Raw genomic sequence first — 23,223 nt, forward strand, 5'->3', positions numbered from 1 at the left:
GCTAGTCACAGTTCGCTATGCAGCATTAGTTATCTGGTAAACAGACAGCAAAGATGAAAATAATCTATCTATATCGCTCTTATCCAATTGTTCTTTTTCTATAAGCGCATCACTCACCTTATCTAACAGTAACTTATTGTTTGATAGTAAGTCGCGAACGTCATTGAATGCAGACGTTAACCAGTCATTGATTTCAGTGTTTACTTGAATATTACTGGTATTGAGCTCCGATGGAATCGCTAGACCAAACTGTTCTGACATGCCCCAGTCAACAATTGCCCGCTTGGCGAGAAGTGTGGCTTTTCTGCGATCATCCGTTCCGCCAATAGTTTGTGCATCATCTTTGAGGCCAATCATTTGCTCAGCTGCGATACCAGCCAGTAGTACTTGAAGATAGGCTTTAATGCGATGCTTCGAAAGCAAGGGCTCATGTTCAGACTGGCCGGGTACTACCATACCCAATGCAGCCCCCCTAGGCTGAATGGATGCGAAATCCACTGGTACATCAGGGAGCAGTAGCTTATGAGCTACCAAATGTCCTGCTTCGTGATAGGCTGTATTGGCTAGCTGCACTTCAGACTGCTTCAGCGAGAGAGTCACACTGCCGAGCTTGGCAGCCCTTATTTCCTCTATTAAAGATTGAGGGTGCCAAGGTGTGTTTTCTTCCACACTGCATAGGACGGAGTGATTAAAAATTTCACGGATGCGGCCAATCGTCGCGCCCTCCAGCATGGTAACTAATTCTTCTTTAAGACAAGGAGTTAACTCTATAAGCTGTTTATCAAACCATTGCTGGATACAGACAGATCTAGCCTCTTTACAGGGAAGGTTAAAGTAAATCGTTCTGTCGAATCGTCCCGCTCTTTTTAAAGCCGAGTCCAACTCATCCGCATTGTTTGTTGCCGCTAAGATAAATATCTTGCTGTCATCTTTATGAAAGCCATCCATTGCAGTGAGTAGCGCGTTAACAACAACGGCATGTTGTGCACCAGTCAGTTGCCGTGACTTAGCGATAGAGTCAATTTCATCAAGGAATATAATGCTGGGCGCGTATCTTCTGGCTATGTCAAACAACTGGTTTATGTTATCGACAGGGTTACCGAGCAAAAGATCTGCCGAGTTGACAGCAAAAAAGAACATGTCGCTTTCTGCTGCAAGTGAGCGAGCCAAATGGGTTTTTCCTGTTCCGGGTGCTCCAGTTAACAGATAACCTTTTGGCAAACTAAAATGTTCAGCAAGCTGTGAGTGTTTATCTTCCATAGACCTTGCTATTAAGCTTAAACGCTTTTTAACACTTTCAAGCCCAACCACATCATTTAATGAACCTGTGGGTTTACCTGCAAAACTTAGGAAAGGTAATTTGGCATCTTTTGCGCTAACCCTTTGCTTTTGGGAAAAACTACAAAATCTAACTTCAATGCCGTCGTTCATCAATTGATACCCAAAATCAAAGGTCACGCCGATATTTCGGCGAAGTGAGTTTTCTGTTGCCATGATTAATCTATTCTGAGACTGAACCTCTGAAATAACTTGATTAAAAATTTCAGCACAAGCGCTTTCTTTCATTCCATAATGCGATTGGATGGTTTCACTAAAGCTTGTAATTTTTGAAGATTGAGACTCAAAGCTACAAGTATAAATCACCTTCTCGGGATGCATTTTCATTAATTGGATGACTGAGGACGTCTCAACTGTCATGCTTGACTCGTCAATTAGTATCGCGTTTGCTTTACTGGCAAATGCAGCTTCAATACTAGTCAACTCACTACCAGAAAACACCTCTACATTAGAATCGTTGCAAATTGGTATGAAAGTTTGTGATGACACTATGCTGAAACTGACCATCTCTTGCTCTATTAATTGCGTTGATGAAAAACGTATTTTGTTTAGGTGATTCATCTGATAATCAGGTAGCTTATCTATTAGTTCATTAATAATCCTTCCTTCGATTTTATTTAACTGAGTCGCAATCGACCTTGGGGTAGCACTGCCCCCCAAGCTGGCAAGGATTATTTCTGGCAATGTGCTGACTGGCCATTTTATCTTACTACGCTGATGAGAATTAATAGCTTCTCTATAGGCAATTTTAACGAGATCTTTTGCTTTAAATGGCTTAAATACTGTAATATTTCCGGCCGCAAGTCGGTTTGCCATTTCAGGGGAAAGTACTCTGTCTTTATCCTTGTTTCTTCTTGTTAGGATTTCCACTGGATCAAATTCAAGATTGGCGTTTGCAGCGGAAAACTCACCGCTACCGATGTTAGAAGTAAAAATAAAATAGCAAAGAGAAAAATCGATTTTTCGTTTGGTTGTCTGATCCAACGCATACCCTTTATCAATAAGGGTGAGCAGTGACTGTACAACCTGAGGATGCGCTTTTTCGATTTCGTCAAACAGAATTATGGTTCGTGGGTTTTTAGTCACTGATAATGTAAGGTCTCCCAATGCTGAGTCGATATATTGTGCTCCCGAACCAAACAACTTCATGGCATCTCTAGCATCAGAATATTGTTCCATATTAAGGATCTTTACTTGGTACTCCAGCGACAAAGTATTGGTAAATATATCTCCAATACAACCTGCTAAGTAGGTTTTTCCTGTACCACTGGTTCCTAAAAAGGTGGACACGCCAAGATGTTTGGTATGGTGTTTACCTAGTAATAAAGCACAAAGATGTGCTGATATATTTTCTGTAGCTAGTGGTTGCCCAATCACTTTGTTATGTAGATGTTGTTTAACCTGCTTTGCTTGTAAAAACGGCACTGTTTCATCTTTTATCATATTGATATCAATGAAATCCTTGATTAAATGATTCATTGATGATGTAAGGTGATGTTTATTATTTTGCTGTTTAATCCAAGTGTTTAAGCTCGAAATATCTACTATGGATAGTCCAATACGTTGGTCATCTTCTCTCATTAACAGCTTTGTCATGAATGCTTGCGTTTCATGTTCAAACATAAGTTTGTGCTTATGGGCATCCTCAGCAATAGCAAACCAATGCTTGCTTACACCACGAACAGAATCTACAGTACTTTCTGTTGTTCTTTCAAGCACCTGTTCCATAAGCATTTTTCGCAATTGAATGCATGCTTTTGGAAAACGAAGTGTAAATGTTGGAATACCAAATACCTTAGCGAATTCATTGGCAAGGCCAATGCAACCAACCGCGGCCGCCAGAAACAGCTCTTCTCCAATAAATATTGGGGCTGTTTCCTGACGTCCGCTAATTAAATCATGTTTAGCTTTTATCATCCAAGCTAGGTTGTTAAGCAACTCTTGAACACGTTCATCGCCGAATTTGATGAGCTCTGCAATATCTATATGGCTAAGTCGATGATTTTTGTGCTGGGTGAAATGTATACTTGGTGTGTGCGTTCTATTTTGTGAATCATTATTGTCCCAACAATTGCTTAAATAGTTACAACCCAAGTCTTCATAGGGAGGGATATCATTTAAAATATTGTCACTTATTTCTGACTCCGATATTAAATGATCTGCTAAAGCATTATATGAAAGTCCATTTTTATGAGTGATCGATGAGGTGAAAGCGCAAACGTCTGCAAGATATTCACTAAAATTATAGTCGCGACATTTGTGAGCAGCTTGATGTCCTACTTTTTCAAGATCTTGTTCTAGTTGAATAAAGTCTGAAATGAATAGGTTGTTAACCTCGAAGTTAAATAATGCGTCGGGATTCAATTTTATGCTAAATGAAACTTCATCATTTGGGCCAATAGCTTTGCCTTTATAATGTGACAGGCAAACAGCAAGCAACTCATTCAGAGGGTGTAATGAAGTATTGAGCATGCTTTGCTTAATAGCATTAGGAAAACTCTGGTAGTAAGCAATGAGTAGGCTTTTACTTTGTGATAAAGTGAGGGTCATACTATGGCTCCGGTGTGTGTAAAGTCATTTTTCATTGCCTATCTTACTCAGCTATCCGCAGCCACATTGCGGATAGCAAAATTAATGTGTTACTTCTAAAAAGTTAGTGAAACATCATTACAATTCAGGATTGAGCCCAAATGAATCAGAGAGAAGCTTCTAAAACTGTGGCTAAATTTAGTCAGTCACAACACTTTGCAGATGTCAGTGATACTATTCGCTCTAATAGAGAAATAGTGAAGCGTCTTGCGTTATAACACTCGATAATTGACTAGTTATGCAGTTTATTTGCGTAATAGCGGCTAAATCGCGTTTTACTGTAGTTTTCTGCTGAAACAGCGAAAATATGCGTGTAAACACACAATTTCTGCACGTTAATGTATATTAAAGTGCAGGACGTGTTGTGTGAGTCGCATACATCCTAATGTACCTCGGCAATGGTTTGATTAAAGTGCAACGGACGCTAAACTGTGTACTAGTTCAGACCTGAACTAGTACACAGTTAAAAGGTGACCCAATCATATTTCTTAGAAAGAATGTTCTTAACCTCTTGGGAAAGATGTGGATTATCAGCAAGCGCCTGAATAACAGAGTTTCGATTGTCTTTGGCCAAAATATTCTGCGTCTCATGGTATCGAGTATCTCGGGCAAGCGACTCTCTTAAGCTGCTCGGGCTGTCAGAAGCTAGTATATTTTGTTCCTCCTTTGTGAGTTCAGGTTCATCTCCAAAAGACATCATTAATTGCGTGTGTGTATAGTAAAGAGCTTCAGTAATGTAATCATATTTAAGTATTTCAGGTGAAACGTTGTGGTTAGAATAAAGTGCAGTTCTCACATATTTTTTGACGTCATTTGCTAGAATGTACCGCGTTTCTTCAGAAATGTTTGGATTCGCAGCAAGAGCCTCCCTGATGTCACTATCATTATCGTGTACAAGAATAGCTTGGATTGCATGGAGACATTTGTGGTTCTGTGCAAGAGCTAGCCTTACATCACTGTTATCGTCCTTTGCAAGTATGCTTTGAAGCGCCAAAGAGTCCGTAGCTTGACGTGCAATCCGATATCTATTAGTTTGGCTGCAATCATTTAAAAGAGTAATCTGAAATTCCAATGCACATTTTTTGTTTCTGGCAAGAGCTTCCCGAACATCTTTATCAGGATCATTTACTAAAACACCTTGCAACACATGCAAGCAATTAGGGTTTTCAGCAAGATAACTGCGAACACCCTTGCACTCATCCTTAACCAAGAGATTTTGTAATTCAGGGAGGCAGTTAACATTTTGTGCAAGGCTTTCCCGAACATTACTTTCACTATTCTTGATAAGAACTAGCTGAATTTCTTTTGTTATTTCAGTATTTCGAGCAAGAGAAGCTCTAACTCTATCGTCACTATCTGCCGCTAGAACATTCTGATTATTGAAGGAAATTGTTGGATTACAAGCCAAACTGCTGCGGACATATTCTTCTCTATCCTTAGTTAGAATCTCTTGAGTCGATTGAGTAAGCCTTGTATTTTTAGCAAGTTCGGAACGAACGTATTCTTCCAAATCATTAACTAAAATATGTTGTGTTTCTTCAGAAATTGTTAAATTGGCTGCAAGTGACTCCCTTACGTAGCGTTCTTTATCTTTTGTGAGCAAGCTTTGAGTCGATTGAGTAAGCCTTGTATTTTTAGCAAGTTCGGAACGAACGTATTCTTCCAAATCATTAACTAAAATATGTTGTGTTTCTTCAGAAATTGTTAAATTGGCTGCAAGTGACTCCCTTACGTAGCGTGCTTTATCTTTTGTGAGCAGGCTTTGAGTCGATTGAGTAAGCCTTGTATTTTTAGCAAGTTCGGAACGAACGTATTCTTCCAAATCATTAACTAAAATATGTTGTGTTTCTTCAGAAATTGTTAAATTGGCTGCAAGTGACTCCCTTACGTAGCGTTCTTTATCTTTTGTGAGCAAGCTTTGAGTCGATTGTTTAAGGTTTGTATTTTTAGCAAGTTCAGAACGAACAATTTCTACATTATCACTTAAAAGAATTTTTTGAGTATCAGCTGATATTATTGGGTTTGTTGCTATGGATTTCCTTACAATATATTCGTTATCTTTTGCCAAAATATTCTGAACATCTTGACAGATATATTCCTTTTCAGCTAATACCGCTCGTTTTAATAATCTTTCGTTATTTGATTCCAGAATTTGTAATTCTGGTGAAGATTGTAATAAACGATCCCGCAACTCAACCGTGATTGACGAATTGCTTTGTATACCCCACCAGAAGTTTAGTGTTGGATTTAACCGCTTTTCTTGTAGCATGACTTCGACTAAATCTAGCGGGATATTCGGATGTCTTGCTGCTAACTTCAGCGCTTTATCTCTTAATTTTATTTGCGCCGCCGATATTTCTTGATTTACCTCTGCAGGGCAACATTGAGTAATAACCAAAGCCAATATTTTCTCTGTACAACATGGATTTTTCAGAACAGCCTCAATAACGCTTTCTTCAATATCCAGAATAAGCTTTTCATGTATTGACTCTGGACAATCTGGATGTTCTGCAAGCTTACGACGACGGAGATGATTTGGATCATCAATCCACTTTTTCATTTGCGCCAAACTTTCACCAATTTGGCGAGATGCACTACGAAGTTTGAGTTGTTCGAACAAAGTTTCGTAGCTCTGAATCTTATCGTACTGACTCTGGCTCAATGGGACTGTAGCAGCGATAGCTGCACGCAAGTTGTCTTGGCTTACATATTGACAGCTACCGAGCACAGTTTTTTCCAGTGCCAAATTGACTGCATTATGGATGTCGGCACCGCAATAATCGCGGCAGACTGCTGCCAGCGCGATGAGATCGAGTTCATCAAGGTTTTGCTGCGATTTCTGTAGCCTGACACGCAAAATAGCTTCACGTTCCTGCTGGTTTGGAAAGCCAACATAAAATACTTCATCAAAGCGTCCTTTCCTTAACAATTCAGGTGGCAATGCTGTGATGTCATTGGCCGTGGCAAACACAAATACAGTTCCCGGTTTGTCTTGCATCCAGGTCAAGAAATAGCCAAGTAAGCGTGAAGTTACTTCGGATGCCCCGCCACCATTACTGGTCTGGGCAAAGGCTTTTTCCAATTCGTCGATCCATAATATGCAAGGGCTGATACTTTCAGCCGTGGCCAGTGCTCGGCGCATGTTCGACTCACTTTCACCAACGTATTTACCGAGAAGGCTACCCATGTCGAGACGTAGCAATGGCAATTGGAACAGATTAGCCGCCGCCTTAGCTGCAAGTGATTTGCCACAGCCAGGCATGCCAGCTAACAATACGCCTTTGGGAGCAGCTATATTAATTGATTCTAGTTTTTCTATTTGGCGTATCAGCGCCGCGCGTTCACGCAGCCACTCTTTCAATTCTTCCAAACCGCCTAGGTCGTCGATACTTTCATTGACTTTGACCATTTCCAGCATTCCACTTTTGCTGATAAGGTTTTCTTTTTCGTGCAGGATGGCTGTAATAGCGTCACGATCAAAAGAAGAGTGCTTTTTCTTAATCCGCAGAATGACCTGACGAATCTGCAGCAGGGTAAGTCCAGCACAAGCATTGCAGACAGCTGTTCGTTGTTCATCCTCAAACTGCAATCCGTACTGCGAGGCCAGATGATCGATTTGCTTGCCTATATCATCGCGTGAGGGCAAAGGTAAGGGCAGAATCTGGGTACCAGCTTCGATTTCCTGTGGCAGTTGCATAAATTCGCTGATAATCAGAACTGCACTTAAACCTTCGTGATTACGATGGATACGATTAATTAGCTGCTGCAGACGAGCACGGGCATGCTGATCTTCCACCAATGCTGATTTAGCGTTCTTGATGACAATCAGTTTATTGTCGAGATCTTCATCTCTTAAACTAGGCAGAGATTGCGAGAGCGTAACTAACTGGTTGATGTCATTCCCGGGAAGTGGTTGTTTGTTTTGTGGATTAACCCAGCCATAGCCAAGATTCCATTCAAGAATATGAAAACCTTCCGTTTCAGCTAATTGCGCCAGCAACGCATCAAGACGGACTTCCTCGCTGGTCTGAATAAACACACAAGCACAGCCTGAATGTATATAGTCCGTCAGCTTCTCAGTAAAGTTAGGCTGGCTCATTTTGTAATTGTCCTTTGTCAATGACTAGTCTTAGTTTGCTAATTGGGGGAGTTCATCAGTTAAAAATACTAGAGAATAAATTTCTCACTGAGTTAGCTGAATTTGAGATGGCATCAATGGTCGAACTAACGACCGAGCTAGCAACGTTAACTGCAGTTTTGACTATAGCCTTGCTACCTTCATAAACCGTTTCACCAAACGTACTGCCAGCAATGCCTCCGACCATTCCACCAACAAATCCTCCGACAACTGTTCCTGCCGGCCCCAATACACTCCCCCAAGCTGCGCCAACTGCAGTACCTTCAACTGCTCCATATAAGCCAGCTACTGTTACAACCGATGTACGTCCGCAGTGTTCCAGAGTTTCCTGACCGCTTATTTCGCCTTTTGCATACTTGTACATAGCTTTGGCACTTTCCATACCAATGATCGCCATCTGGGCAATTTTACCTGCAGGCGTTGCTTTAAGCGCATCCCCTAGCCATCCATTACGACAAGCCACCATCAGACCGCCTGAAACAGCAGTTTGCAAACCAACATCCGCGGCCCCCTTAAGACTACTACTAAAAAATTCCTGCATATCCGCGCTAGCGCTTTGATTTTTTTGCCCCGTGAGGGAGTTCCATACACGCCGACTTAGAATACGCACACCATGAAAACTGGCGGTGATGCAAGCGCTTAATAGAGCTTGTTTACCAATGTGCTTAGCAATTTCAATGCGGTTGACCCCATCCCATTTGTATTGCCGAGCTTCATGCTCGCGCTGCGCTTTTTCTTGCAATACCTTGGCTTCTTCCTTGGATAGAGGAGTGGACGACACACCGTCAGCTTCAATTACTTCTGTGTTCCTTTTGCTAATATCATTACCTTGACCTTTGGGAACAAGCTTTTGCTGGCCGCGATAATCGCCTTTTTTAAATAGTTCAGATGTCGCGTCTGCGTCTTTCCCATATTTGGCTTGATAGCGGCGAATAACTTTGCCATTCCCGTCCTTGATGACGATGTCAACCGAGTTTTTCCCATAGCACTGGCCCGATTCAGGGGATAAGACCTCAGCGCGCAATTTGCTGCCTTTGGTCACAGCATCAATGTTGAAGGTATCAGCGTGGTGTCTTTCTGCAATAAAACCATCAAGATTGCGTGTCTGATTGATACTACCATCGAGATTACGAATAGCATTCCAGTTGTCTCGAGTGGCGGTTTCCAACTGCTGATCGATGTCTGATACATATGCACTCACACTGACGGAACCGCTGGCTTGTGCGCCTTCCTCGATTTTTTTCGCGAACCAGCTTTCTTGACTCATTCCCTTATCAAGGTGCTGTTGTAATTCTATTCGGTCATTGTTTCGTTGTTTCACGCTTTCGACTATATCGTGAGCCGAATCCAACAAATCTGTTTCGCTCTCCCAGATGCCGGTGTGCTTGCGCAATTCCTGAATCAACCACGTTTCAAGTTCCATGGAGTGTTTATATTGTGAATAGGAATCGACAAAGTCTCTGATGCAAACTGCGGTGTTCTTGGAATTCTCTTCGCAACCAAAGATTTCCGCCTCAACTCTTGTAGCAAAAGTCTCCTGATACTCACTACTGTTGAGCAACTCGAAATCATTTTCTGTGAACACGATATTTTGTACTGTGATTGAATCCATGATTATCCTTGTCTGCCAATTGAATCATCCAGATTTTTAAAAATTGTATTGCACCCAAATACTGGGACAACACCCCGCTATTAATTTGCGATTTGCGTTTTCAATATCCTTATCAACTATCGCATTGGTCTTTGGATATAACTGTTCTAATTACGATGTATCAGTCATTGAAATTTGATTTTTATTCAGCAATACACAAAGGTGTTCAAATAGCTTTCGGAAAAAAATAAATGCACGATTCATTTAATATCTCTTTAAATAGTATCAAAACTAAAACTATGCTTTTGAGATATTTGTTGCAAGTGCAGAGAAAGTTGCTCAAGAAAAGTTTCTGCCTCTATTTCAGGTTTCAGTATTCGCACGTTTGGAAGCCAAAAACGCAGTGTTGGGAATAACTGATCTCGGTGAGCTATTTGAGTTGTAACAATCAACTTACCTTCTGTCGTTTTACTGATGATTTTTTGCTGTGGCAAAATGTTTCGCCGTTCAAAGTAGCGAGCAATCGCTGGTTGAATTTCGACTGTCACTTCCTTTTTCTTCAAGCTAAACCAAGCATCGTCTTCAGTATCGAGATAGCCATTGATATCGGTATCAGCTACGAATGTTGCCTTTTTCACATCTAACCATTCAATGCCACTGACTTGGTAAGCCTTGATGTTGAGTTCGATGTCAGTTGCAGCTAGATACCAAACGCCTTTTAAGCTCATCAATCGGTACGGCCGGACTGTGCGTAATTTACCTTTGTATTGAATTGAACAAATTTTGCAGTCCTTGATTGCCGAATCTAATCGACTGAAAACTTTTTTCTGATGTTCTGAAGTTAACTGTTCAGGTGGCAAAGGCAAAATTTTGATTCGTTTATATTCTATCGCCGACAGTAAACTAGGTAGTGGGCTTGTTTCAGAAACAGGTAATAACTTTCCTAAACCTGTTTTTTCACTGAGGCTGCTAATATCTGGAAGTTCATCTTTCTTTGGTTTTTCAGTTAATATCCTGTAGACCCCATCCTTTGAGCATGAAACGACCGATCCAATGCGACTCAAATCGCGGTAGATAGTTCTTTCGCTAACATTGAATTTGTTAGCCAGTTCATTTCGTGAGACTTTACCACTCTCGAACAACTGCAGCAGAATCTGAGCTAGGCGTTGTGCTAAAATCTCGTTGCGCGATAGATTATCCATAACCATCTCTCGTTTATTATTTAGATCCACATTATCACAGTATACTGACAGGGTATGTCAGTTCAGAAGTTGTTCATGAACTTTTTTTAGCATCAATATTTCTTGGCTGTATTCAGTGGCTCCACTTCGAAATGAGTCTATAAGACTTCTAATTAAGGAGTGGCGATTCACCTTTATCAAAACAGGTAACCCTCATCTTTTCAAGATGATGTGTCAGATCTCGTATAAGCTAATACACCTTATTATTCATCGTCATTCGCTGAGTCAGAATTTGGATGCGCTTTTACTAATTCATCAAGTCTTTTCTCCGACAACCATTTTAGACGTACCACTTGAGTAATAAGAGTGTTCCGTAATCCATTGTTGACCTTGCGTTCACTAATTATGTGCGAAAGACTCGCAATTGTTGCTGCTCTACGGGCTATTCTTGAGTCCGGATGACTTCTAAGCGCTAGCACTTCAGGGGAAATGATTGTCCCACTAAATGATTCTGGGAGTTCAATATCTAACAGGGGTTGTGGAGGTTCTTTTTCGTTAAGAATCGCACGAAACTTTGACTGTTCTATAGCTAAGTCATGTACTTTTCTTTCTAAAGCATCAAGTACTAACTTCTGATCTTTACCTTTAAAGTCTGTAATCGGCCAGACGCAAATTTGGTACACTTCCATAGGATCAAGCACTGACATTGCCACAGCATCTGTTCTTCGATTTGTTAGGTGTCTTCTGATACGAGTTCTTAAACTTTCTTTGGTCTGTCCAACATAGATAGGTTCTAATTCATAGTCGTAAAATGCATAAACACCAAATTTGTAATTTCCGACCTTTTGCCCATGAAACTCACTATCTAGAAATTTTGATAGGGACTTACGTAATTCTTCAGTCTCAAATGGACTACTTCCTGTACCATAATCAATCACTTCGACAAATCCTCCATTTCATTTTTGGAGTCATTTAATCCTATAAAGAGTAAGAATTGAAGAAGAATTTGCACAGTCAGGCATTTAGTTCGCTATAGTCGCTAGGATTCCGATAGCTGCAATGGAGAGACTTATTTTTCAGTAAGCTTTTTCAGATAAATGGGAAGCAGACGGCGAAATGTTGGGAGTAAATAGAGTATCGAGAGGAAAAATGAAACTTTGGTGGGTCGTGAAGGATTCGAACCTTCGACCAATTGGTTAAAAGCCAACTGCTCTACCGACTGAGCTAACGACCCCTGTCAAAGTGGGAGGCATGTTACCCTGAACACACCCCTCAAGCAAGAGGATATTTATGATTTTAGATACAAAATTGCATGTTTTGGGCACGATAAAGTGTGACTGGGTGAAATTTAACCTGCCAGTTTGTTTATCTTCTGATCTAATTTTGAAATCGCATTTAAAAAATCCTTTCTCATCTCATTCTGATTGGCAATGAAGTATGCATTCGTCTTTTCTGCTAAAGGTAAGAGAAGATGCTTACTTAGGTAGCTAACGGCGGGTACAGCTACTGCATCACCCATCGCTTTGTAGCCTTGGTTGTATGTGCCAGGGATGATATAAGTATCACCTGCCCCCATCAGTCTTGCCGTCTCTTTTATTGATAGTAGTCGTGTACCTAATTCACCATTTCTATAAATTACGAGGTATTGCCTACTACTACCCCCTGATGGCGTTCTTAAGCATCCAGCTACATTATCAAAGCGAATTTCTAATACCTGCCTACCATTTCTAATTCTTTTATAACCGGGAAAAACAGTATGACCTTTGCTAATGGCGTCTTTTAGTTTGGCCATATGGTTTTCAGGGATTAAGCTGATGTTATGTTTTACTTTTTCTTCTGAATCGAAAGGTAGGTCTATCTCGATTAGAGCATCTAATCCAATTGTTCGCTTCGTCGGAGGGGTTAAGTTCCACCATATCCAGTTTTGGACTTTTGTTGAAACATTGATAATGGCCTTTGAATGAGCCCAATTTGGACCATCACTAATAAACCCGTCGAGAGGGATGTTCTTATCGATACCAATCACAAAAACTCTTGGACGGGATTGTGGAACCCAATTCTCAGCATCGAGCATGACTGCGCCAACATTGTACCCTCTAGCCAATAAGGAGTTGTGAAGCGCAACGTAATGCTCTCCTTGTTTCGAAGACACTAAACCAACCACATTCTCAGCCACTACGATAGGAGGTTTTTGTGGAATTTCATCTATTATGCGTAACCACTCCCAAACCATCCCACTTCGGCTGCTCTGAATCCCATTCATATGTCCAGCTAAAGACAAATCTTGGCAGGGAAAGCTCGCCCATGAAAGCTCATGTTCTGGTAAATCCATACCACTAACTTTCTCAATTGAATCAAGGTGAAATACAGCAGGGTTGTGATTGGCAATGAAAACTTTTTGCTTTTTTTCGCAAATGTCATTTGCCCACACAGTTTCGAATTCAGCTTTGATTGCTTCAGATACAAGGCCGCTCCCAGCAAAGAAGTCGACACATCTAAACTTAGAATTATCATCTGATACTGAGACTGTCTGACTTGTAGCGTTTTGAATTTTAATGTTATTGCTCATTTTCATAATCTTGTGTTTATTCTTGCTTCAGATGAGAAGTGTAAATATCGGAGATAAAGTGCAATCAAAAGAGTTTTTCGATCTTACATGAGTGAGCTCTTCAGTTGCACCACTTTTGTATCGCTTTTGAGTTCTGTGTTGACAGATGAAGTTGGGGGTGGTCTTATGTAATTGATATTATTTGACATTATAGTGATTGTGAAAATGACTTTTGATTTATTAGTTTCTCATAATTAATCTTTTGAATGTTACTCCAAAGATCTCAAAACCAAACAACTCCTTACTGAATATCTTTGGGATTACATTGCATTAGTTCAGTTCTGGTGTGGTATGTGACTCATAGTCGGTTGCGCCTAAGGCAAAGATTTGGGAGCATCCTGTCTATTGTTATGTGTAGGACTGACTATGAGTATTAAACTGGCAACAGCGGTAACGTTAAGGCTATTGCGCAATGAGGCAGGGTTAAGCCAAGAACAATTGGCAAGGAAATCTGGCATTGACCGCACCTACATTTCGGGAGTTGAACGCTCCGTTCGTAACATCACCCTTGATTCGCTTGAAGGGCTTATTGGCGCGCTAGGCGTGAGTTCTGAAGAGTTTATCCGTAGGTTACATGATGAACTGATTAAACAGACGTCATAGCTGCTCAGTTTGAGTCACTTTCATAGGCTGCCAGCATTTCAGATAATACGTAGTACTAAAGTGACGGGGTTAAGCCAACTCATTAACTAACACAATCATAGAGTTATCATATTTTTTGTTTCCTTGAATAACTCTATTGGCTTCGGTCTCCGCAGCGTACCAAGCCTGACCCAGCTCAGAATCCGGTGCCTGCTTGTAGGCGAAATAACATTCAGCGGGGTCTAAATCGTTTTCCTCAAAGTAAATAACCGCTAATTCCAATCCCTCCTGTGCCAGATAGTCTGGAACATCACCAACACCATCAGCGCCTAACTCAAATTTATTCATCATATTTTTCCTATACTTAATTTCGATTCAAATGCTTGCAATAGCCAGCGCGAAATCCATCTGGATTGTATGTCCATGATTAATGTGCTGAGGCTAATTGTCTCAGATACGCCGTTAATTCTGATGGGCTTTCTGTTGCTAGCACCACTTCGCTCCCTTCATCTGCGTATATTTCTGGCTCGGTATCAGTTCCTTCATTGGTGGCTGTCATTACTACATAGCGCTCTTGCCCAAGTTCGCGTCTATCAGGTTCTTCATAGTCCACCCAAAGGACTAGGTACTGGGAACCTGCTTTAAAAGTAAAGCTAGGGCAGACATCATTGTGCCAACTCTTATCAACCAACCAAGGGAATTCGGAATGGTCAAAGCCTAAATTAAAGCTTTCACCAAACTCGCGTTTATATAGTGTCATTTTAAGTTCCTGAATTTGTGAGGTATATTATGGTCTAGAATGGTAATGGATAGAAGAACTTACTGTTAATAGGAATGTAAGTTTATATGCCGCTCTGTTGACGAAATTGCTATCTGATGTGACTCGGACTGTCCAAATGCCCATGCTCACATATGTCAGTAACGGCCATGTAATGTGGCTATAGCGCAGGGGAAAGTGCCATAACACCTTATTTTTACTATCTTAATCCTACTTTTTATGAAAATTACCTGCCCGCATTATTTTCAAATTTACGTTGTTCTCCAATTACGCTGTTGAGCAGTAGATTTTGTATGGTAAGGAGTTCTTGAACACTCAAACTGAGTTGATTACGATAAATATCCACCAAAGCATTGTCTATTGTTATATAACGTTGTGAATGAGTTTGCCCGAGATCAAAATCCCACAAGACATGGCTTACAGTGTAAGAGTTATCATGGTTCAAGGTAAATGCGACTTGTAATGAGGCAGCGTCTAAATTTTGAGGAACCCCTTTTTTTTCATCACCAGTCATTCTCAGGGCGGCAGTATGCAAAGTTTTCTTGAAGACCGATAGGTCTGTCAGGCAATGATATGTCACCGTCCTGATGCCATTAGTGCTTTGTTGTAATTCCCAATTAACTTTTTTACAAGGTGACCAGTTATCAAAGGCTAAGCCTACCGTGGTTTGTTCGTATCCATTGAGATAACTGTCTTTGACGCTACTGGTTCCCCCTGATTCTTCTGCTACAACACTTAGGAAAGCCGCTCCCAAAAGGATTGCTAATCCAAAAAAATACGCAACTAAAATTCCCCACCAGTTTTGCATCCATTTTGGCATCCAAGACCATATTGTTTCATTGAGCTTGTAGTAGCGGTAATAGTCATAATTAGCCAGCACACCAAAAATAGCACAGTTAAGCGAAGGTAATAGCCTATCAATCAACTCTGAGCCAGAAAACAGCTCCCAAACCATATAGATACCAATGTTTGCCATGACTAGCATTAAGGTGAGGTAAAGTCCTTTCTTCCACATACCTTTGGCAATGTAATACAAAGGACCAAACAGAAACGCAAGTATGTTAAAGTTAACAACAAAATTTGCCTTTAGCTGCTGACTTTTAGGTCTCGATGTATGCGCAGGATGTTTAGCGCAAGCCAGTAGCCCTAATTTATCTGCTTCTCTAAGGTCAAACTCAGCAAAGACCTTTTGCCAACCTTTACTTAACTCATCATAGGATTTCACTGCTGGCTTTACGGCTATGACAGGCTTTGTCTTAGTTGGTGTTACCACTTTAGGCTGTGTTTCAGACGTTATGGCGACAGGTTTTTGAGCTGGCGCAAGTTTGGTGTAGGTAATAATACCCACAGAATTCAGCTTTGCTTTTAGTGCATTAGCCTCACCCTCACTTAAGGCCTTCTTAATGCATATAGGGTTACCAGAAAACAGTAGGTGTGCTTTTTCTTCTGGAATTTTAAGAAACTTTGCTAAGGCCACACTCAGTTTCTGACGGTCTTTTCCTTCAGCTATCTCACCTTTAAAAATTACGTTATAGGTGTTCATTACTTTTCCTTGTGATGTTAATAGAGCTATTGGTTGCGGTATATGCAGAATCCAAGTGTGCTCAATGGCTTAAAAGAGGACTATAAGCATCAAATGCAGATTGTAATCCGTGGTTAGTTGGTAAGCAAATTCACATAGTGGTTGCCTTGTGATCAAGGAGACACTATGAAAACTTTAGCGACTGAATTAGGTCATGCGATGCGTAAAATGAGAAAGCTCAGGGGCTTATCTCAGGATGAGTTAGCGTTAAGGGCAGAAATTGACCGTAGTTACATCGGCCGTATAGAAAGAGCTGAGGTAAACTTAACGCTTGACATGTTGTATAAGATTGCAGACGTGCTCGACTGTGAGCCGCATGAGTTGTTACCAACTCGTGCATCTCTTAGAGTTTAAGCGTTGTTTTATATTTAAATACAACCCACTTTTTTGTAGTGTGCTTCCCACTCTTTATACTTTTCCTTCAATATATTAAGGTGCTTATCACTGCGTTTTCTAATCGATTTTTTGACTGTTACTTCACCGAGGTCAACACCAGACAACTCCTTACTGAACATCTTAGGGATTACATGGCTATAGTGTTTTTCAATCATTGCAACACTAGTACCACATTGTTTCGCCAAGACTTCCATATTGACCCCCGCTAAGAGTTGCCAAGTGATATAACTGTGACGTAAGGAGTAAAGTGACCTATCACCATGTGGGGAGTTCTTTAAACCTGCGTTTTTCAACGCCTTTTCAAAGGTCTTCGTTAGCTCATTAGTTGTGTTTCCATCGGCTAAACGGAAGAGCTTGTCTGTGGGCTTCCGGTTTGGGAATCGTTCGCGCAATGATTGTAAGCTCGACAGGACCTCTTCACGGCACACAATCTCACGAGTGCCAGTATGCTTTATGGTTTTGCCCTTGGTGACGGTGATAAAGAACTGAACAGCAATGCCATTGGTCTGGAAGCGGATATCGCCCCACGTTAAATTATCCATTTCAGTACCAGCCCTGATACCTGTGTAGACAGCAAATTCCATATAATCGATGAGCAATTCACGGATTTGTCTGGTCTTTTCTTTACGGCTGTTTTCCTCCAAGGCAACCACTGCATCAAAGGCTTTTTCATACTCTTCTGGTGTGAAGTGTGCACGTCGCTGTGACTCAGCACCTTTAGTCGATAGAGATGGCACTTGGGCTGCCAGCATCCACTTGTTGTCGACAGCTTCTTTGAACACTAACTGCATGGCAGCATTGTGGTTCAGTAGCGTCGACTTTGCTGGCTCACGGCCGAATTGCTCTATTCGCCATTTATCAAATTCACGTAGCTTGTCACTGTCGATAGAGGTGATGTAAGTTCGGTCGAAAAAGGGGATATGGTACTTGCGAAGTACCTGAATGTAGGTTGTTAGTTTGTGCTTTTTTGGATTCTGTTTGTCTTTGTCTTTGTCTTTGTCTTTGTCTTTGTCTTTTTCTTCATCCTTTTCGATTATATCCTTCATAACTTGAATGACTTTATCTGCTACGTCACGAAAACGTTTAGAGCTAACTATAATGTTATGTTCATCCATGAACTCGAATTCCACTTGTAGGCGGTGAGCCATGGCTATGGCTTTCTCTTTTTCCTTTTGCTTTGTGGCTTTAGCAATCCACTTGCCAGCAACTTTAATCCGCGCGTACCAACGCTCGCTATTATCCTGCTTATAGACGTATAATTCGTCTGAAATATCGTGTCGTTCGAGTTGTTTGCTCATGGTCAGCGTCTGATGTGGGTTTTGCAAAGAATTTGCAAAGTGCGATAATGATGTCGTAACTTGCTGAAAAATAAAAGTGGTTTTAAGCACTATCTTTTCAAAATCCGCCGCCCTTAAAAGCGTGACGGTTCGAGTCCGTCCTCTGGTACCATCCCTTCAAAGGGATTAAAACCGACCTAGAGTCGGTTTTTTTGTGTCTGAATTTTGCGCTAAATATTCCACTCAGTGGGACTCAGCAATATCCATTTGCGTCATAGTCACGCCTTTGATTTGGGCATAGATATTTTTGCCGGGAGTTAGTTGTAACTCGTCACAAGCCCATGGGGTGATGTTGGCCCACAGTTCGTCTTTACCTAGGGCAATTTTAAGCTGAATTTGCTCGCCATTATCGCTGGGGTAGAGCTCTTTTATTTTTCCTTTGAGTAAGTTACGGATACTCGAGCCTTTAGGCTCCTCAGTGCAAACCGAAACATGGTTCGCTTGAATGCGCACCTTTAACTGTTTATGGGTGGGCGGCAATTGGCCGCTGACCCAGAGCTGATTGCCGTCATCCATCAACAGTCTGGTCATTGGATAATCAGGATGTCTGTCGGAGATTCTGGCGCTCAGCAGCGAACTTAATTCCTGCAATGGTACCCAGGGGCGCATTTGTTCACTATTCCATACCTGTGTTAGCGGTCCTTGGGCGATCATTTTTCCTTGATGCAACACCAACATATGGTCGGCAAGTTGTAGGATTTCATCCAAGCTGTGGCTCACATAGACGATTGGTAGCTTCAATTCCTGCGCTAGGGTTTGTAGGTAAGGCAGCAATTCGCGTTTTCGGGGTAAATCGAGGGAAGCTAAGGGCTCGTCCATCAATAGCATTTGCGGCGAGATGAGTAGGGCTCGGCCAATGGCGACCCGTTGTTTTTCACCGCCAGACAGTGTGCTGGGATAGCGGCTTAAAAGTTTTTCTATACCCAGTAGCGAGACCACTTTGTCGAACAATTCAGGTGCTTTATAGCGCATTCCATAGGTGAGATTGCCCTTCACACTGTAATGGGGAAATAATCTCGCTTCTTGAAAGACATAGCCAATTCGGCGTTTTTCAGAGGGCAGATTAACGGTTTTATGCTTGAACAATAGTGTATCGCCCAAGCTAATCTCGCCTTTGTCTGGCGTGGTTAATCCGCCGAGTAAATTCACTAAGGAGGTTTTGCCCGCTCCTGAGCGGCCGAATACGGCGGTGACGCCCTGTAAAGGTAACTGGGTGTTCACCTTAAGTTGTAGTTGGCCGAGTTGTTTTTCAATATTGATGTTTAACATACACTTGCCGTTCTTTTGAGGGCTTTTTTCGTGAGCCATTGGGAGGCGAGCAAAGAAGCCAGGGCTATTACTATCGAGATGATACACAGGCGCATTGCCTGATATTCCGCTCCCGGTGTTTCGATAAAGGAATACATGGCCAGCGGAATGGTGCGAGTTTCGCCGGGAATATTAGAGACGAAGGTAATTGTCGAGCCAAATTCCCCTAGGCTGCGGGCAAAGGCGATGATCATCCCAGAGACTATGCCGGGCGAGGTGAGTGGCAGGGTAATGGTCAAAAATACCCGCCAGCGGCTGCTTCCCAAGGTGCGCGCCGCCTGTTCGAGGCGAATATCAACGGTTTCGAAGGATTGACGTATGGCTCTGACCATCAGAGGAAAGGAGACCACTGCGGCGGCGAGTGCCGCACCTCGCCAGCTAAAGCTAAAACTTATGCCAAACCAGTTATAGAGCCACTGCCCGATTACGCCCTGACGCCCCATACTGATGAGCAGCAGGTAACCCACCACCACGGGCGGTAACACCAGTGGGAGATGTAGGAGACTGTCGAAGATAGCCTTACCGGGAAACTCCACGCGCGCTAGCAACCAAGCGCATAAAATGCCTAAGGGTAAACTGGCGAGCACGGCAACCGCCGAGACTTTGAGGCTCAGCAGTAGCGCGGCGGTTTCGTATTCGCTGAGCAGTGGCCCGTTAAACAGCGAGCCACTTACTAAAACATCACTCAGCACTAGTTCACTCCAAAGCCATATTTTTCAAATACTGCTTTTGCACTTGAGCTTTGAAGGTATTGATTAAAGTCTTTAGCGCTGGCGGTTGATTCCTGCTTTGTTAAGGCGCTGGGATATTCAATCGGGCTATAGCTGGTGGCGGGGAAGGTTGCCACAATTTTAATCTTTTGCGCGACTTTGGCATCGGTCGAGTACACGATACCAAGCGGTGCTTCGCCCTGTTCTACCAATGCTAGAGCGGCGCGGACATTGTTTGCTCTCGCCAGCAGTGGCTCGGCGGTTTTCCAAAGATTCAGGTTTTCAAGCGCTTGCTTGGCGTATTGTCCGGCTGGGACATGATCTGGGTCGCCCACCGCTAAGCGGCTGCCATTGACCGCGGCCTTAATATCCCAATCGCTGTTTAGGGTGACTTGGTCTACTGGGCTATTCTTTTCGGCAATCAGCACTAAGGTATTTTTTAACAGGGTAATGCGGCTATTGGCATTGACCGCCTTGGCCTCGACGAGGTAATCCATCCATTTTTGGTTGGCGGAGATAAACAGATCGGCGGGCGCACCATTAGCGATTTGTTTGGCGAGCGTTGAGGAGGAGGCGAAGGAGAAAATCACTTTCGTTTGATGTTCCTTTTCGTACTGCTGGCCAATCTCATTAAGCGCATTCGTGAGGGATGCGGCGGCAAAAACCGTCACTTGTTCTTTGTCTGCGGCAAAGCTGATGCTGCAACTGAGGGCTAAGCCAACGACTGAGGCTGTGGTAAAGCGTAAAAAGTGTTTGAGCGAGCTCATGATGTTCCTCCGTGATAAAAAGTATATCGATATATACCAATCTACATATCGATCATTCAAGTCCCGATGCGTAAATTAGTGATCTCGGCTCGGTTTATTGGCGAAAACGCTAATACCTCGGCGGAGAATTCCGACCGTACGTATTGGTATCTCAAGATTGATCGGGGACAATAGCATTCACTTAAGCTAAGGCGCGCAGGAACATGGACTTACACGCACTATTGACATTGTCATTGGGGGACAAACCCTTCGCCAATCCTCGGCGGATAGCTTTGCTACGCCAAGTGGCTAATACTGGGTCTATCAGCCAGGGCGCTAAGTTGGCGGGGATCAGCTATAAGGCCGCGTGGGATGCAATAAACGAGATGAACACCACTATGCCCGAGCCCGTCGTCAGCAGCGAAAAGGGGGGTAAGGGCGGTGGTGGCGCCAAACTTACCGAGTTTGGTGAGCGTTTACTTAAGGTGTATTCCATCACCTCGCAGGTGCAGGAAATGGCGCTGTCAGCGTTGCTGGATGATTCGGTCGATATGCACAGTTTGTTGGATGTGATGGCGCATTTCTCCCTTAAAACCAGTGCCCGCAACCAGTTAACGGGGCGTATCCACAGCATTGAGTCACTCGGTTTGAATGACAGCCTGAAGGTGACATTGGCGGGGGGGCAACAGATCCAAATCTCAGTGACCCATGCCAGTTTTGAGCGTCTGCAGTTAGCCTTGGACCAATCGATTTTATTGTTGTTTAAGGCACCCGCAGTGACGGCCAGTCGTTATGCCTGCCAGAGCATTGGGCAAAACTGCGTCAGTGGGCACTTACTGAGTGTGACTGAACTTGCCGATAAGGCTGAACTAGCCATAGAAATTGGCGGTAAAGAGATTATCTATTCGGTGATGCCATTGGCCGATATTCAAACGCTCAAAGTAGGCGAGCCATGCTTTGCCTGTTTTGATGCCACGCAAGTGATTGTTGCCAGTATGAATTAAAGCATGCAGCAAGGATGCTAGGCATCCCGTGGCAGGCCTTTTTGAATGACCCGAACCAGTCGTTCGGTTTTTCGGTTATTGGCTTGTGAGCCGCCCGCATGTTGCCGCGCTAGGGCCCAATCGATATGTTCTTTCACCATATCATCGATATCCGCTTGGGCTTTACGTTGCTCGAGGGCGGCAATGATTTGTGGCGAACTCGGCGCATTGCCGAGTGCTACGGCGATATTGCGTAGCCAGCGCTGATGACCAATACGGCGAATAGCGCTGCCTTCGGTCTGTTTGAGAAACTCGGCTTCGCTCCAAGCGAATAAGGTAAGCAGTTCTGGCTGCTTGAGCTTAGGCCGAATATGGAAATCACTCTCCAGGGTCAGTGGTGCTTCGCGATTGACCGGGCACACCAACTGACAATCATCACAACCGTAAATGCGATTGCCCATCAAAGGGCGAAACTCTTCTGGAATGGCACCCTGCAATTCGATTGTTAGATAAGAAATACAGCGCCGAGCATCCACGGTATAAGGCTCAACAATGGCGCCTGTCGGGCAGGAGGTGATGCAGGCCACGCAGGTGTGGCAGTCTTCTTGAATCGGAATGTCTACGGGTAAGGGCAGGTTGATCAGCAATTCTCCGAGGAAGAACCAGCTACCGGCATCGTGATTAAGGATAAGTGAGTGCTTACCTGTCCAACCTATGCCAGCTTTTTCGGCGAGTGGACGTTCCAGCACAGGGGCAGAATCGACAAAGGGCCTAAAGTCGGCGGCATCAAACCCCAAGGCGACAAGCTCGCTACTGATTTGATCGCCCAGCTTTTTTAAGCGGGCACGGATGAGTTTGTGGTAATCCCTGCCGCCCGCATAACGCGAGATATAGCCCATATTCGGTGAAGCTAAGTTAGTGGCAAAGCCCGCCTCCGGTGGCAAATAATCCATCCGTGCTGAAATCACTCGAACTGTGCCTGGATGCAATTCATGGGGGCGAGCGCGCATCATGCCATGGGTAGCCATGTAGGCCATTTCTCCGTGATATCCTTTATCTAACCACGCTTCCAACTTAGCTTCTTCCGCGGTTAAATCGGTGTCACAAATCCCTATTTGGGCAAAACCGAGCGCCTTTCCCCAGTTCTTGATTTGCATGGCAAGACGACTAAGTGTTGCTGCGTCGGGAATATTGGCGGGAGAGGTTGCTGTGGTTGACATGGAAGCTGCGTTGAACTTAATAAGATGGCTCTATGATAGCAGTTTTAAGCCGCTACGGACGAGTTTAGTGTTTCGGGGATTTAAGCCAAACAGCAATTGTTACTTTCTTCTGTGCGTAAATTAGATCTATGATTAA

General features: G+C 43.0%; 17 protein-coding genes and 1 tRNA gene. 3 read left to right on the top strand and 15 right to left on the bottom strand.

Annotated features, from left to right (window positions below; all coding sequences use genetic code 11):
* Positions 1 to 15: 15 nt before the first annotated feature.
* The 7 genes from FJD32_RS04245 to FJD32_RS04275 all read right to left on the bottom strand — a co-directional run bounded on the left by FJD32_RS04245 (position 16) and on the right by FJD32_RS04275 (position 13,406).
* Positions 16 to 3,888: an AAA family ATPase gene (locus FJD32_RS04245; protein WP_140906592.1), complete on the bottom strand. Its 3,873-nt coding sequence runs from the start codon at positions 3,886 to 3,888 to the stop codon at positions 16 to 18.
* Between the two features lie 502 nt (positions 3,889 to 4,390).
* Positions 4,391 to 8,026, bottom strand: a complete 3,636-nt coding sequence (locus FJD32_RS04250; RefSeq protein ID WP_140906591.1) for an AAA family ATPase — start codon at positions 8,024 to 8,026, stop codon at positions 4,391 to 4,393.
* Positions 8,027 to 8,081: 55 nt separating this feature from the next.
* Positions 8,082 to 9,677, bottom strand: a complete 1,596-nt coding sequence (locus FJD32_RS04255) for a hypothetical protein (RefSeq protein WP_140906590.1) — start codon at positions 9,675 to 9,677, stop codon at positions 8,082 to 8,084.
* A gap of 254 nt (positions 9,678 to 9,931) precedes the next feature.
* A complete protein-coding gene (locus FJD32_RS04260; RefSeq protein WP_140906589.1) occupies positions 9,932 to 10,858 on the bottom strand; it encodes a WYL domain-containing protein in 927 nt (308 codons plus the stop codon).
* A gap of 242 nt (positions 10,859 to 11,100) precedes the next feature.
* On the bottom strand, positions 11,101 to 11,775 hold the full coding sequence (locus FJD32_RS04265; protein WP_140906588.1) for a GIY-YIG nuclease family protein: 675 nt from the start codon (positions 11,773 to 11,775) through the stop codon (positions 11,101 to 11,103).
* Between the two features lie 220 nt (positions 11,776 to 11,995).
* A tRNA-Lys gene (locus FJD32_RS04270) sits at positions 11,996 to 12,071 on the bottom strand.
* A gap of 114 nt (positions 12,072 to 12,185) precedes the next feature.
* The gene (locus FJD32_RS04275) at positions 12,186 to 13,406 is read right to left on the bottom strand and encodes a DNA cytosine methyltransferase (protein ID WP_140906618.1); all 1,221 of its coding nucleotides are present in this window, start codon (positions 13,404 to 13,406) and stop codon (positions 12,186 to 12,188) included.
* A 405-nt stretch (positions 13,407 to 13,811) separates the two neighbouring features.
* On the opposite strand from FJD32_RS04275, the gene FJD32_RS04280 reads away from it, so the two are divergent.
* Positions 13,812 to 14,048, top strand: coding sequence for a helix-turn-helix transcriptional regulator (locus tag FJD32_RS04280; protein WP_140906587.1), 237 nt, complete (start codon positions 13,812 to 13,814; stop codon positions 14,046 to 14,048).
* 69 nt (positions 14,049 to 14,117) lie between these two features.
* Here FJD32_RS04280 and FJD32_RS04285 read toward each other — a convergent pair whose 3' ends face one another.
* From FJD32_RS04285 to FJD32_RS04295, 3 genes are all read right to left on the bottom strand, one after another.
* Positions 14,118 to 14,378: a hypothetical protein gene (locus tag FJD32_RS04285; protein WP_140916744.1), complete on the bottom strand. Its 261-nt coding sequence runs from the start codon at positions 14,376 to 14,378 to the stop codon at positions 14,118 to 14,120.
* 76 nt (positions 14,379 to 14,454) lie between these two features.
* The gene (locus tag FJD32_RS04290) at positions 14,455 to 14,787 is read right to left on the bottom strand and encodes a hypothetical protein (RefSeq protein ID WP_140906585.1); all 333 of its coding nucleotides are present in this window, start codon (positions 14,785 to 14,787) and stop codon (positions 14,455 to 14,457) included.
* Positions 14,788 to 15,031: 244 nt separating this feature from the next.
* Positions 15,032 to 16,348 (bottom strand): DUF2628 domain-containing protein, encoded by a 1,317-nt coding sequence (locus FJD32_RS04295; protein WP_140906584.1) that lies wholly within the window; start codon positions 16,346 to 16,348, stop codon positions 15,032 to 15,034.
* A 165-nt stretch (positions 16,349 to 16,513) separates the two neighbouring features.
* On the opposite strand from FJD32_RS04295, the gene FJD32_RS04300 reads away from it, so the two are divergent.
* Positions 16,514 to 16,741 (top strand): helix-turn-helix transcriptional regulator, encoded by a 228-nt coding sequence (locus FJD32_RS04300; protein ID WP_140906583.1) that lies wholly within the window; start codon positions 16,514 to 16,516, stop codon positions 16,739 to 16,741.
* 14 nt (positions 16,742 to 16,755) lie between these two features.
* Here FJD32_RS04300 and FJD32_RS04305 read toward each other — a convergent pair whose 3' ends face one another.
* The 4 genes from FJD32_RS04305 to modA form a co-directional block, all read right to left on the bottom strand.
* Positions 16,756 to 18,081, bottom strand: coding sequence for a site-specific integrase (locus tag FJD32_RS04305; protein ID WP_140906582.1), 1,326 nt, complete (start codon positions 18,079 to 18,081; stop codon positions 16,756 to 16,758).
* 222 nt (positions 18,082 to 18,303) lie between these two features.
* A complete protein-coding gene (gene modC, locus FJD32_RS04310; protein WP_140906581.1) occupies positions 18,304 to 19,389 on the bottom strand; it encodes a molybdenum ABC transporter ATP-binding protein ModC in 1,086 nt (361 codons plus the stop codon).
* On the bottom strand, positions 19,383 to 20,120 hold the full coding sequence (gene modB, locus FJD32_RS04315; RefSeq protein ID WP_088586704.1) for a molybdate ABC transporter permease subunit: 738 nt from the start codon (positions 20,118 to 20,120) through the stop codon (positions 19,383 to 19,385). Before modB ends, modC begins: the two co-directional genes overlap by 7 nt.
* Positions 20,120 to 20,905 (bottom strand): molybdate ABC transporter substrate-binding protein, encoded by a 786-nt coding sequence (modA, locus tag FJD32_RS04320; protein WP_140906580.1) that lies wholly within the window; start codon positions 20,903 to 20,905, stop codon positions 20,120 to 20,122. The genes modB and modA overlap by 1 nt, the downstream gene beginning before the upstream one ends.
* Before the next feature lie 203 nt (positions 20,906 to 21,108).
* Between modA and FJD32_RS04325 the strand changes: the two genes are divergently transcribed.
* Complete coding sequence (locus tag FJD32_RS04325) at positions 21,109 to 21,888, top strand: TOBE domain-containing protein (protein ID WP_140906579.1); 780 nt, start codon at positions 21,109 to 21,111, stop codon at positions 21,886 to 21,888.
* A 17-nt stretch (positions 21,889 to 21,905) separates the two neighbouring features.
* Here the strand turns inward: FJD32_RS04325 and queG are convergent, their stop codons facing one another.
* A complete protein-coding gene (gene queG / locus FJD32_RS04330) occupies positions 21,906 to 23,087 on the bottom strand; it encodes a tRNA epoxyqueuosine(34) reductase QueG (protein ID WP_037422189.1) in 1,182 nt (393 codons plus the stop codon).
* Between the last annotated feature and the right edge of the window lie 136 nt (positions 23,088 to 23,223).

The organism is Shewanella sp. LC6, assembly GCF_006385735.2.
Lineage (GTDB): Bacteria > Pseudomonadota > Gammaproteobacteria > Enterobacterales > Shewanellaceae > Shewanella > Shewanella xiamenensis.

What these genes read in the sequence shown, in the direction of transcription:
- FJD32_RS04245 (WP_140906592.1), bottom strand. Translation starts at nt 3,888, where the DNA reads ATGACCCTCACTTTATCACAAAGTAAAAGCCTACTCATTGCTTACTAC.
- FJD32_RS04250 (WP_140906591.1), bottom strand. Translation starts at nt 8,026, where the DNA reads ATGAGCCAGCCTAACTTTACTGAGAAGCTGACGGACTATATACATTCA.
- FJD32_RS04255 (WP_140906590.1), bottom strand. Translation starts at nt 9,677, where the DNA reads ATGGATTCAATCACAGTACAAAATATCGTGTTCACAGAAAATGATTTC.
- FJD32_RS04260 (WP_140906589.1), bottom strand. Translation starts at nt 10,858, where the DNA reads ATGGATAATCTATCGCGCAACGAGATTTTAGCACAACGCCTAGCTCAG.
- FJD32_RS04275 (WP_140906618.1), bottom strand. Translation starts at nt 13,406, where the DNA reads ATGAGCAATAACATTAAAATTCAAAACGCTACAAGTCAGACAGTCTCA.
- FJD32_RS04280 (WP_140906587.1), top strand. Translation starts at nt 13,812, where the DNA reads ATGAGTATTAAACTGGCAACAGCGGTAACGTTAAGGCTATTGCGCAAT.
- FJD32_RS04285 (WP_140916744.1), bottom strand. Translation starts at nt 14,378, where the DNA reads ATGATGAATAAATTTGAGTTAGGCGCTGATGGTGTTGGTGATGTTCCA.
- FJD32_RS04290 (WP_140906585.1), bottom strand. Translation starts at nt 14,787, where the DNA reads ATGACACTATATAAACGCGAGTTTGGTGAAAGCTTTAATTTAGGCTTT.
- FJD32_RS04295 (WP_140906584.1), bottom strand. Translation starts at nt 16,348, where the DNA reads ATGAACACCTATAACGTAATTTTTAAAGGTGAGATAGCTGAAGGAAAA.
- FJD32_RS04300 (WP_140906583.1), top strand. Translation starts at nt 16,514, where the DNA reads ATGAAAACTTTAGCGACTGAATTAGGTCATGCGATGCGTAAAATGAGA.
- FJD32_RS04305 (WP_140906582.1), bottom strand. Translation starts at nt 18,081, where the DNA reads ATGAGCAAACAACTCGAACGACACGATATTTCAGACGAATTATACGTC.
- modC (WP_140906581.1), bottom strand. Translation starts at nt 19,389, where the DNA reads ATGTTAAACATCAATATTGAAAAACAACTCGGCCAACTACAACTTAAG.
- modA (WP_140906580.1), bottom strand. Translation starts at nt 20,905, where the DNA reads ATGAGCTCGCTCAAACACTTTTTACGCTTTACCACAGCCTCAGTCGTT.
- FJD32_RS04325 (WP_140906579.1), top strand. Translation starts at nt 21,109, where the DNA reads ATGGACTTACACGCACTATTGACATTGTCATTGGGGGACAAACCCTTC.
- queG (WP_037422189.1), bottom strand. Translation starts at nt 23,087, where the DNA reads ATGTCAACCACAGCAACCTCTCCCGCCAATATTCCCGACGCAGCAACA.